Genomic DNA, 10,664 nt, shown 5'->3' with positions numbered 1-10,664 from the left:
GGCATCGCGTACAACGTGTCCTCCATCCTCGGCGCGGCGCTCCCGGGCCGAGGTGACGGTGTCGAGGTCCGTGTGCCGGGTCTCGGGGGAGAGCGCCAGCGCGATGACGGTGATCGCCGACGCGGCGGCCAGGTAGTAGCCGACGTAGGAGACGTCGAACTTCTGCACCAGCCAGGCGGCGATGAACGGGGTCAGCGCCGCGCCGAGGATGGAGGACACGTTGTACGCGATGCCGGAGCCGGTGTAGCGCGTGTTCGTGGGGAACAGCTCGGGCAGCACCGCGGACATCGGCCCGAAGGTCAGGCCCATGAGCGTCATGCCGGTGGCCAGGAACGTCAGCATCAGCGGCACGTTCAGCTCCGCACCCACGCCCATGTTCGCCGGCGCGAGCCACAGGCCGAACGAGAGGCCGAACACCACCATGAGCACCGAGATCACGATCAGGGTGGGGCGGCGGCCGAAGCGGTCCGCCAGCAGGCCGGAGACCGGCACGAACGCCGCGAAGAACAGGATGCCGACCAGCTGCAGCACGAGGAACTCGGCGTAGGGGACACCCAGGAAGCCGTTGGCCGGCTTGCCGATCGCGTAGGAGAGGATCCACGTGGTCATCAGGTAGAAGAGCACGTAGGTGGCGTACATGACGAAGGTGCCCAGGATCAGCTCCCACCAGTTGCGGCGGAACACCTCGCCCAGCGGCGCCTTCACGCGCTGGTCGCGGTCGAGGGCGCGCTGGAAGACCGGGGTCTCCTCGAGCTTGACGCGGACGTAGAGGCCCACGGCCACCATCACGATCGAGAGCAGGAACGGCACGCGCCACACCCACGTGAGGAACGGGCCGTCGAGCACCGGGCTCGTGGAGTCGTGGCCGAAGCCGAGCACGAGCGCGAGGAACAGGCCGTTGGCCAGCAGGAAGCCGATCGGCGCGCCGAGCTGCGGCCACATGGCCGCCTGCGCGCGCTTGCCGTCCTTGGCATACTCGGTGGCCAGCAGGGCGGCGCCGGACCATTCGCCGCCGAGCCCCAGGCCCTGGAAGAAGCGCAGCAGCGTCAGCATGGCCGGCGCCCACAGGCCGATCTGGTAGTACGTGGGCAGCAGGCCGATGAGGAACGTCGCGATGCCCATGGTCAGCAGCGAGCCGATGAGCGTGGTCTTGCGGCCCACGCGATCGCCCAGGTGGCCGAAGACGACGGCGCCCAGCGGCCGGGCGACGAACGCCGCGCCGAAGGTGGCCATGGAGGCCAGCAGGGCCGTGTTGTCGTCGCCGCCCGCGAAGAAGATCAGCGGGAACACCGAGACGGCGGCCGTGGCGTAGATGTAGAAGTCGTAGAACTCGATCGAGGTGCCCACGAGCGAGGCGATGATGACCCGCGAGCGGGGCACCTCCTCCGCAGTGGCGACCGCGTCCGACGTGAGATCGGTGGGGGCGCCCGGGTTCGCGGGCGGGGTGGAGTGGGACATGGTGTCTCCCTGGTATGACGGGCACAGGGGGTCGCGAACGACCACGATGTGAGACGAAGATGCGTGTCAGGTTAAGCCTCGTCGCGCCGATCTGCGAGAGTCATGTCCCCGTCGTCCACCATGTGGAACCAGCCCACGACGCCGGCGCTCCCCGCCGTCGTCGCCGGCGGCTCACTCCGCGTCGGCGATGGTGGCGATCACCGTGCCGGCCGTGACCGTCTGGCCCGGCTCGACCTCGAGACCGCTGACCACGCCCGCGCGGTGGGCCGCGAGCGGCTGCTCCATCTTCATGGCCTCCACGACCACGATCAGGTCGCCCTCGGCCACGGTCTGGCCGTTCTCGGCGGCGACCTTCACCACGGTGCCCTGCATCGGGGCGGTCAGCGCGTCCGTGCTGACGGCCGCGGCCACCGGTGCGCCGCGCTTGCCGCGGGGCCGGCGTCGTCCCGCACCGGCCCGCTGGGCGGCGCCGGAGATCGTGTGCAGGGCCTCGCCCCACGTGGGCAGGGTGACGTCCACGCGCTTGCCGTTGACCTCCACGGTCACGGTGTGGCGCGCCTCGCGGGGGGCCGGCTCGGCCGGGGTGAGGGCGCTCGGCTCGATGCGGTTCGCGAACTCCGTCTCGATCCACCGGGTGTGCACCGAGAACGGCTCCTCCGAGCCGGCGATCTCGGGGGCGAAGGCGGGGTCGCGCACCACGGCGCGGTGGAAGGGCAGCACCGAGGGCATGCCGACGATCTCGGCCTCGCGCAGGGCGCGGGCGGCGCGCTGCAGGGCCTGGCGGCGGTCCGCACCGGTGACGATCAGCTTGGCGACCATGGAGTCGAAGGCCCCGGACACGGTCTCGCCCTCCACCACGCCGGAGTCCACGCGCACGCCCGGGCCGCTGGGCATGCGGAACGTGGTGAGCCGGCCGGGGGCGGGCAGGAAGTTGCGGCCCGGGTCCTCGCCGTTGAGGCGGAACTCGATCGAGTGGCCGCGGGGCTGCGGGTCCGTGTAGCCGAGGGCCTCGCCGCGGGCCAGGCGGAACTGCTCGCGCACGAGGTCGATGCCGGTGATCTCCTCGGAGACCGGGTGCTCCACCTGCAGACGCGTGTTCACCTCGAGGAAGGAGATGGTGCCGTCCTGGCCCACGAGGAACTCGCACGTGCCCGCGCCGACGTAGCCGGCCTCCTGCAGGATCGCCTTGGAGGACTCCACGAGGCGGGCGTTCTGCTCGTCCGTGAGGAACGGCGCCGGGGCCTCCTCCACGAGCTTCTGGTTGCGGCGCTGCAGCGAGCAGTCGCGGGTGGAGATCACGACGACGTCGCCGTGCACGTCCGCCAGGCACTGCGTCTCCACGTGGCGCGGCTTGTCCAGGAAGCGCTCCACGAAGCACTCGCCCCGGCCGAACGCGGCCACGGCCTCACGGACCGCGGACTCGTAGAACTCGGGGATCTCCTCGCGCGTGCGGGCCACCTTGATGCCGCGGCCGCCGCCGCCGTAGGCCGCCTTGATGGCCACCGGCAGGCCGAACTCGTCCGCGAACGCGACGACCTCCTCCGTGCCGGTCACGGGGGAGGTGGTGCCCGGCGCCAGCGGGGCGCCGACCTTGGTGGCCAGCTGGCGGGCCGAGACCTTGTCGCCCAGCCGGTCGATCGCCTCGGCGGGCGGGCCGATCCACACGAGGCCGGCGTCAGCCACGGCGCGCGCGAAGTCCGCGTTCTCGGAGAGGAAGCCGTAGCCGGGGTGCACGGCGTCCGCGCCCGCGCGCTCGGCGGCGTCGAGGATCTTGCCGATCACCAGATAGGAGTCGGCGGCGGTCTCCCCGCCGAGGGCCACGGCCTCGTCCGCGAGCGTCACGTGCAGGGCGTCCCGGTCCGGCTCGGCGTAGACGGCCACGGAGGTCAGCCCCTCGTCCTGGCAGGCCCGGATGATGCGCACGGCGATCTCGCCGCGGTTGGCGATCAGCACCCGGGAGAACCGGCGCTCCGCCGCGGGGTCGACGGGCGGGACGACCGAGGCCTGCGGTGCGTCGGCGATGCTCATGGGCGATGGACTCCTCGGACGATCACGGCTGGGGGTGCGGGCGCCACGTCCGGGGTCGTGCCCCTCACCCGGTGGGGCGAAAGGCGCGGGACGGCGCCGACTCTGACCAGCACCCTACTCGTTGTGGCGGAACCCTCCGAGGCACGCGGCCCTGTCGCGCCGGATCAGCGCTGCGCGTTGGAGGGTTCCCACAACCGGGTGAAGTCCTGGCCCAGGGCCGCCGTGGCCCGCCGCAGCCACGCCACGGACAGCCCGATCACCGCGTTGGGGTCCCCGTCCACGCCGTCCACGAGGGCCGCGCCCGCACCGTCCACCGTGAACGCGCCCGCGCAGTGCAGCGGCTCGCCCGTGGCCACGTAGGCCTGGATCTCGGCCTCGGTGACGGCGCCGAAGCGCACGACGGCGGACACCACGCCCGCCTCCTCCGCCATCCCCGACGCGGCCCCGGACTCCGGCAGCACCAGGCCCAGCCAGTGGCCCGAGTGCAGCACGCCCTGCCGGCTGGCCTGGGCGCGCCAGCGCTCGACGGCGACCTCGGGCTCATAGGGCTTGCCGTGGGCGCGGCCGTCGAACTCGAACACGGAGTCGCAGCCGAGCACGAGCGTGGGCGCGTCGACGCCGGCGGCCGCCACCCGGGCGGCCACGTCGCGGCCCTTGGCCTCCGCCAGCAGGCCCGCCAGCTCCGCCGGCGACGGGTCGCCCGCCGCCGCGCCCACGGCCGCCTCGTCCACCCCCGAGACGACGACGCGGAACGGCACCCGCGCCCGGGTCAGGACCTCCGCTCGGCCGGGGGAGGCCGAGCCGAGCACCAGCCGCAGGCCCGTGCCGAGGCCGGCCGCGCCGTCGTCGTGCGGGATCACGCGAGCGCCTCCCGCAGGGTGTCCAGGCCCATGCCGCCCAGGCGCAGGGCCCGGGTGTGAAAGGCCTTGAGGTCGAAATCGGCGCCCTCGGCCTGCTCGTGCTCGGCGCGGATCTGCTCCCAGATGCGCTGGCCCACCTTGTACGCCGGCGCCTGCCCCGGCCAGCCGAGGTAGCGCGTGAACTCGAAGCGGCGCTGGCCCTCGGAGATCCTCAGGTGCTTGGACAGGAACGCGTAGCCCTTCTCCGGGGTCCACGCGCCGCCGCCCTCGGACTCGGGGGCGTCGAAGCCGCAGTGGTAGCCGATGTCGAACACCACGCGGGCCGCGCGCATGCGCTGCATGTCCAGCATGCCGAGGTGGTCGCCCGGGTCGTCGAGGAAGCCGAGCTCCTCCATGAGCTTCTCCGCGTACAGCGCCCAGCCCTCGCCGTGGCCGGACGTCCAGCAGAAGCTGCGGCGCCACAGGTTGAGGTTCTCCCGGTTCATCATGGCGGTGGCGATCTGCAGGTGATGGCCCGGCACGCCCTCGTGGTAGACCGTGGTGGTCTCCGCCCACGTGGTGAACTCGTCCTCGCCCGGGGGCACGGACCACCACATGCGGCCGGGCCGGGAGAAGTCGTCCGAGGGGCCGGTGTAGTAGATGCCGCCCTCCTGGGTGGGGGCGATCATGCACTCGAGCCGGTCCATCGGGGCCGGGATCTCGAAGTGCTCCTTCATGGCCTCGACCGCGTCGTCGGAGAGCCGCTGCATCCACGTGCGCAGGGCCTCGGTGCCCTTCAGGGTGCGCTCCGGGTCCGCGTCCAGGATCGCGCGCGCCTCCTCGATCGTGGCGCCCGGCCGGATGCGTTCGGCGTCCGCCTGCTGCGCGGCGATGATGCGGGCCAGCTCCTCCTGGCCCCAGCGGTAGGTCTCCTCGAGGTCGATCTCGGCGCCGAGGAAGTCGCGGGAGGCCAGCCGGTAGTACTCGATCCCGACGCCGTCCGCCTCCGGGGCGTGCGGGCGCAGCTCGGCCTCGAGCGTGTCCGCGAAGTCGCGGTAGGCCTGCGCGGCGGCGTCCGCGCCGGAGCGGATGCGGGCGGCCAGGGCGTCGTCCACGACGTCGGCTGCCTCGGCCCGCTCGACCAGGCCCGGGAAGAACCCGCCCGCGGCGCCGTGGGCGCGGGCCTGCTCCACCACGATGTCCACCTGGCGCACCGCGGCCACGTGGCCGGCGTCGCGGGAGGCGAGCAGGGATTCGGTGTAGCCGCGCAGGGCGGCCGGCAGGTTCTCGAGGCGGCCGGCGATGTGGCCCCACTGCTCCGCGGTGTCCGTGGGCATGAGGTCGAAGACCGCGCGGATGCCCTGGGCAGGGGAGGCGATGTTGTTCAGCTCGGTGCGGCCGGTCGCGTGGATCTCGCGCTCGAGGCCGATGCGCTCCTGCATGGCCGCCTTCGTGACGCGGTCCGTCTCGTCCTGCGGCTCGAGCGCGGCCAAGTCCTCGAGCAGGCGGGCGTTGAGCTCGTCGTCGGCGCGGGCGCCGGCGGGGGAGAAGTCCGTGTACTCGGTCTCGCGGCCCGGGAAGCCGAGCTCGGTGGCGGTGTCCGGGTGCAGGGCGAGGAGGTCGGTCACGTAGCGCTCGGCGAGCGCGTCGATGGCGGACGGGGTGCGGGCGCCGTCGACGGCGGCCTCGGAGGTGTGCTGGGTCATACCGGCACTCTAGGCGCTGGCGCCCGCCCCCGGCTCACTGCGGGCCCGCGCCCTGACGCCACTGGCCGCGGCCGGGCCGGGCCCACAGGCCCAGGTCGCCGCGACGGCGGAGCGTGCGGTCCAGGGGGCGGGGGTCGGCGGCCTCGGCGGCGAGCCGGGCGGCTTCGGCACGGGCCGCGGCGGCCGCCTCGAGGACGGCGGCCAGCGCGGCCATCTCCTCCGGCTCCAACTCCGGGCCGTTGAGCTGCAGCGGGTCGGCCGACGCCGGCGTGGCCTGCGTCGACTCGTCGTTCTCGTCCGGGGCGCCCGGACCCAGCGGGGCGCTCACAGCGGCATGTTCCCGTGCTTCTTGGCGGGGCGGGCCTCGCGCTTGTGCAGGGTGGCGCGCAGGGCGCGGATGAGCTGGCCGCGGGTGGCGTGCGGGGGCACCACGGCGTCCACGTAGCCCAGCTCGGCGGCCTGGTACGGGTTGAGCAGCTCGGCCTCGTAGTCGGCCACGATCTCGGCCCGGCGCGCATCGACGTCGCCGCCCGCCTCCGCCGTCGCCTTCAGGTCGCGCCGGTACAGGATGTTCACGGCGCCCTGGGCGCCCATCACGCCGATCTGCGCGCTCGGCCAGGCCAGGTTCAGGTCGGCGCCGAGCTTCTTGGAGCCCATCACGATGTATGCGCCGCCGAAGGCCTTGCGCGTGATCACGGTCAGCTTCGGCACGGTGGCCTCGGCGTAGGCGTAGATCAGCTTGGCGCCGCGGCGGATGATGCCGTTGAACTCCTGGTCCGTGCCGGGCAGGAACCCGGGCACGTCCACGAGGGTGATGATCGGGATGTTGAACGCGTCGCAGAAGCGCACGAACCGCGCGGCCTTCTCCGAGGCGGCGATGTCCAGGGTGCCGGCGAATTGCAGCGGCTGGTTCGCGACGACGCCCACGCTCATGCCGTCCAGGCGGGCCAGTCCGGTGATCACGTTGGGCGCGTACAGCTCCTGCAGCTGCAGCAGGTGGCCCTCGTCCACGATCGAGGCGATGACCTCGAGCATGTCGTAGGGCTGGTTGGCGGAGTCCGGGATGATCTCGTCCAGGGCGAGGTCCTCGTCCGTGGGCTCCGGGTCCGCGGCCTCGAAGGTCGGGGCCTCTGCGAGGTTGTTGGAGGGCAGCAGCTCGAGCAGCTCCTGCACGTAGGCGATCGCGTCCTCCTCCGAGGAGGCCATGTAGTGGGCGGTGCCGGAGGTGGCGTTGTGCGAGCGGGCGCCGCCGAGGGTCTCCATGTCCACGTCCTCGCCCGTGACGGTCTTGATCACGTCCGGGCCGGTGATGAACATGTGCGAGGTCCGGTCCACCATCACCACGACGTCCGTCAGCGCCGGCGAATAGGCCGCGCCGCCGGCGGAGGGGCCCATGATCAGCGAGATCTGCGGGATCATGCCCGAGGCCAGGACGTTGTTCCGGAAGATGTCCGCGAACTGGGCGAGGGAGGCCACGCCCTCCTGGATGCGCGCGCCGCCGCCGTCGAGGATGCCGATCACGGGGCAGCCGTTGCGCGCGGCGAACTCCTGGACCTTCACGATCTTCTGGCCGTTGCGCTCGGACAGCGAGCCGCCGAACACGGTGAAGTCCTGCGAGTAGACGGCCACCTGGCGCCCGTCCACGGTGCCGAAGCCGGACACCAGGCCGTCGCCGGCCGGGTGCTTGGCGTCCATGCCGAACGCGGTGGTGCGGTGCACGGCCAGCGCGTCCAGCTCCACGAAGGAGCCCTCGTCCAGGAGGAGATCGATCCGCTCGCGCGCGGTGTGCTTGCCGCGCGCGTGCTGGCGCTCGACGGCGTCCGGGCCGCCGGGCGCGGCCGTCGCCTCGAGCCGCCGATGCAGGTCGGCCAGCCGGCCGGCCGTGGTGGTCAGATCGGGATCGGTCACACGTCCTCCTTGTGGTGGTCCGCCAGATGCGGAGGCTCAGTCGGCCAGTCTACGGGCCGCCGCGGACGCCCTCGGTTGGAGGAAGCCCACAAACGACGAGGACGTCGGCCCGGGCCGCCCCTCCGCGCGCCCCGGGAGCGGATCGGCCCGCCCGGCCCGCCCCCGGGAACGCCGTGTATATCTAGGGGCATGCACCCCGACGACGCCCCCACACCGGATCTGACCTGGCTGGACTCCGCCGGCTCCACGCAGGATGAGCTCCTCGCACGGCTGGACCGCGAGGGGCACCGGCACGGTGCGGCCGTGGCCACCGCGGACCAGCGGGCCGGCCGGGGACGGCACTCCCGGGTGTGGAGCGCCGCGCCGGGTGCGGCGCTCGCCCTGTCCGTGTACCTGCGTCCCGAGTCCGGCGGGGTGCCGGTCTCCCCGGCCCATCTGAGCTGGCTCTCGCTCGTCGCCTCCGCCACGGTCGCCGAGCGCCTCGCGGCCCGGGGCGTCCCGACGCACGTGAAGTGGCCGAACGACGTGCTCGCCACGGACGGGCGCAAGCTGTGCGGCGTGCTGGCCACGGTGGCGCTGTCCTCGGACGGCAAGGGGCCCGGCGTCGCCGTCGGGATGGGCGTGAACCTGGACCACCGCGGGGCCGCCCCGGTGGACACCGCCTCGGACCTGGCGGAGTGGATCGGCGCGGACGCCGTGCCCGCGCCCCGGGACCTCGCGGTCGAGCTGCGCGACGCCGTCGTGGCGGCCGTGGACCGCTTCGCGGCGGGCGTGGCGGGACAGGCGGCGGCCGTGGACGGACGCCACCCCGCCGTGGCGGCCGTGGCGGACCGCCTCTCCACCCTGGGCCGCGCGGTGCGCGCCGAGCTGCCCGGCGGCGGCGTGCTGGAGGGCACGGCCGTGGGCCTCGGCCCCGGCGGCACCCTGCGCGTGAAGCACGTCACACCGGACCGTGGCACAATCGAGACCGAGGTCAGTGCGGGGGACGTGGCCCACCTGCGCGGAGACGTCCATCGCGGCGCATGACACACCCGTCCCGGTCAGGAGGTGACCGCCGTGCGACTCGAGCCCGGTGAGCAGGTGATGGTGCGCACCCGCACCCACCCGCGCGCGCTGCTGCGCCCGGCCGCGGTCCTCGTGGCCGTCGCGTTCCTGCTCGGCCTGGCCGTCGGCGTGCTCGCACGCCCCGACCTGCCCGGGATCGTCGCCGCGAACCGCGCCGTGCTCGAGGCGGCCGCGTGGGTGGTCGCGGCGCTCGTCCTGCTCCCCGGCACCATCCGCCCGCTGTGGCGCTGGGTCTTCCGGCGCACCGTGCTCACCGACCGCCGCATCCTCCAGGGCGCCGGCGTCGGCGGCTCCGGTGCCGCCATGCCGCTCGTGTCCATCGCCGACGTGCAGCGGCGCCGCCGCGGCTCGGGTGCCGGAGACCTGCACATCCTCTTCCAGGAGCCCGCCCGCCAGGTCCACTGGCGGCTGCGCGACGTCCCCGAGGCCGCGCGCTTCGAGGAGGCCCTGGCCCACCTCACCCGCCAGGCCCGCACCGCGACCTGGCCCGCCCCCGTCCCGACAGGAGACCTCCGATGAGCCGTCCGGAGACACCGGACACCGCACCGCTGCCGATCGTCCCGTCGGCTGAGGACGAGACCGCCCGCGACATCGAGGAGCGCTCCGCCCAGCCCGCCGGCTGGACGAGCGCGATGCGCACGCTCGACGCCGGCCTGGTGGTGGGCCCGCGCGCCTACACCTCACGGGAGGTGGCGCAGCGCCTCGGCGTCTCGATGGCCTCCGCCCGGAAGATCTGGCGTGCGCTGGGCTATCCGCCGTCGCCGGAGGGGCACAAGGCCTTCACCGAGGCGGACATCGAGGCGTTCGAGTCCGTGCTCACGCTCGTACGCTCGGGGACGCTGAACGAGGACACCGCCATCTCGCTGGCCCGCTCGATCGGGCAGATGACGGACCGCATGGTGGTGTGGCAGATCGAGGCGCTCGTGGAGGACAAGATCGCCTCCGAGGGCCTGACGGACCCGGAGGCACGGCGGGCCGTCGTCGACATGCTCCCGGACATGGTCGGACCGCTCGAGAAGGCCATGCGGATCGTCTATCGGCGCCAGCTCAACCGCGCCGTCCAGCGCCTGACCGTGCGCGTGGAGGCCGGGCTGGCGGCCAGCGCCCAGGGCCGCGACGGCTCCGAGTCGGATGCGCCGCTGCCGCTGGCCCGCGCCGTCGGCTTTGCGGACATGGTCTCCTACACGACGCTCTCCCGGACCATGGACGACCGGACGCTGGCCCGCATGGTGCTGCGCTTCGAGTCCCTCGCCGCGGAGACCATCTCGGCCGGCGGCGGCTGGCTCGTGAAGACCATCGGCGACGAGGTCATGTTCAACGCCGAGACCCCCGAGGCCGGCGCCGCGATCGCGCTCTCCCTGGCCGAGACCATCGCCGCGGACGAGGAGCTGCCCTCGGCGCGCGTCGCCCTGACATGGGGACGGGTGCTCTCCCGCATGGGGGACATCTACGGGCCCACCGTGAACCTCGCCGCGCGGCTGACGTCCCTGGCCGATCCGGGTACCGTGCTCGTGGACGCCATGACCGCTGCGGCCCTGTCCCGGGACGAGCGCTTCGTGCTCGTCCCGCAGCCGCCCAGGATCGTCCGCGGGTTCGGAGAGGTCCGCCCCTCCCTGCTCTTGGACGGGTCGGCCCAGACCCTGCTCGCCGACTGATCGAG

Annotated in this window: 9 protein-coding genes; 3 read left to right on the top strand and 6 right to left on the bottom strand. The window is 73.5% G+C overall.

Annotated features, from left to right (window positions below; all coding sequences use genetic code 11):
* The 6 genes from QL983_RS07815 to QL983_RS07790 form a co-directional block, all read right to left on the bottom strand.
* On the bottom strand, nucleotides 1–1,458 hold a 1,458-nt coding region (locus QL983_RS07815), incomplete at its 3' end, for an MFS transporter (RefSeq protein ID WP_290152171.1).
* Nucleotides 1,459–1,629: 171 nt separating this feature from the next.
* Nucleotides 1,630–3,486 (bottom strand): biotin carboxylase N-terminal domain-containing protein, encoded by a 1,857-nt coding sequence (locus QL983_RS07810; RefSeq protein WP_061867396.1) that lies wholly within the window; start codon nucleotides 3,484–3,486, stop codon nucleotides 1,630–1,632.
* Nucleotides 3,487–3,650: 164 nt separating this feature from the next.
* Nucleotides 3,651–4,346, bottom strand: coding sequence for a nucleoside triphosphate pyrophosphatase (locus tag QL983_RS07805; RefSeq protein WP_144879265.1), 696 nt, complete (start codon nucleotides 4,344–4,346; stop codon nucleotides 3,651–3,653).
* The gene (locus QL983_RS07800) at nucleotides 4,343–6,031 is read right to left on the bottom strand and encodes a DUF885 domain-containing protein (protein ID WP_135019286.1); all 1,689 of its coding nucleotides are present in this window, start codon (nucleotides 6,029–6,031) and stop codon (nucleotides 4,343–4,345) included. Before QL983_RS07800 ends, QL983_RS07805 begins: the two co-directional genes overlap by 4 nt.
* 34 nt (nucleotides 6,032–6,065) lie before the next feature.
* Nucleotides 6,066–6,359 carry a hypothetical protein gene (locus QL983_RS07795; protein WP_020625509.1) on the bottom strand — a complete coding sequence of 98 codons (294 nt, stop codon included), beginning with the start codon at nucleotides 6,357–6,359 and terminating at the stop codon, nucleotides 6,066–6,068.
* A complete protein-coding gene (locus QL983_RS07790; RefSeq protein ID WP_020625510.1) occupies nucleotides 6,356–7,939 on the bottom strand; it encodes an acyl-CoA carboxylase subunit beta in 1,584 nt (527 codons plus the stop codon). The genes QL983_RS07795 and QL983_RS07790 overlap by 4 nt, the downstream gene beginning before the upstream one ends.
* 189 nt (nucleotides 7,940–8,128) lie before the next feature.
* Between QL983_RS07790 and QL983_RS07785 the strand changes: the two genes are divergently transcribed.
* Genes QL983_RS07785 through QL983_RS07775 form a run of 3 tightly spaced genes read left to right on the top strand, consistent with a single transcriptional unit; the run spans nucleotide 8,129 to nucleotide 10,659 of the window.
* Nucleotides 8,129–8,965 carry a biotin--[acetyl-CoA-carboxylase] ligase gene (locus QL983_RS07785; RefSeq protein WP_020625511.1) on the top strand — a complete coding sequence of 279 codons (837 nt, stop codon included), beginning with the start codon at nucleotides 8,129–8,131 and terminating at the stop codon, nucleotides 8,963–8,965.
* 30 nt (nucleotides 8,966–8,995) lie between these two features.
* Nucleotides 8,996–9,523 (top strand): PH domain-containing protein, encoded by a 528-nt coding sequence (locus tag QL983_RS07780; protein ID WP_041103555.1) that lies wholly within the window; start codon nucleotides 8,996–8,998, stop codon nucleotides 9,521–9,523.
* Nucleotides 9,520–10,659 carry an adenylate/guanylate cyclase domain-containing protein gene (locus QL983_RS07775; protein WP_020625513.1) on the top strand — a complete coding sequence of 380 codons (1,140 nt, stop codon included), beginning with the start codon at nucleotides 9,520–9,522 and terminating at the stop codon, nucleotides 10,657–10,659. The genes QL983_RS07780 and QL983_RS07775 overlap by 4 nt, the downstream gene beginning before the upstream one ends.
* Nucleotides 10,660–10,664: the final 5 nt, after the last annotated feature.

It is taken from the genome of Micrococcus sp. APC 4021, from assembly GCF_030407635.1.
GTDB classification, from domain to species: domain Bacteria; phylum Actinomycetota; class Actinomycetes; order Actinomycetales; family Micrococcaceae; genus Micrococcus; species Micrococcus luteus.
This window is presented reverse-complemented; position numbering and strand designations above follow the sequence as displayed.

Coding starts and splice junctions, on each gene's coding strand:
- QL983_RS07810 (WP_061867396.1), bottom strand. CDS start 3,486: ATGAGCATCGCCGACGCACCGCAGGCCTCGGTCGTCCCGCCCGTCGAC.
- QL983_RS07800 (WP_135019286.1), bottom strand. CDS start 6,031: ATGACCCAGCACACCTCCGAGGCCGCCGTCGACGGCGCCCGCACCCCG.
- QL983_RS07785 (WP_020625511.1), top strand. CDS start 8,129: ATGCACCCCGACGACGCCCCCACACCGGATCTGACCTGGCTGGACTCC.
- QL983_RS07775 (WP_020625513.1), top strand. CDS start 9,520: ATGAGCCGTCCGGAGACACCGGACACCGCACCGCTGCCGATCGTCCCG.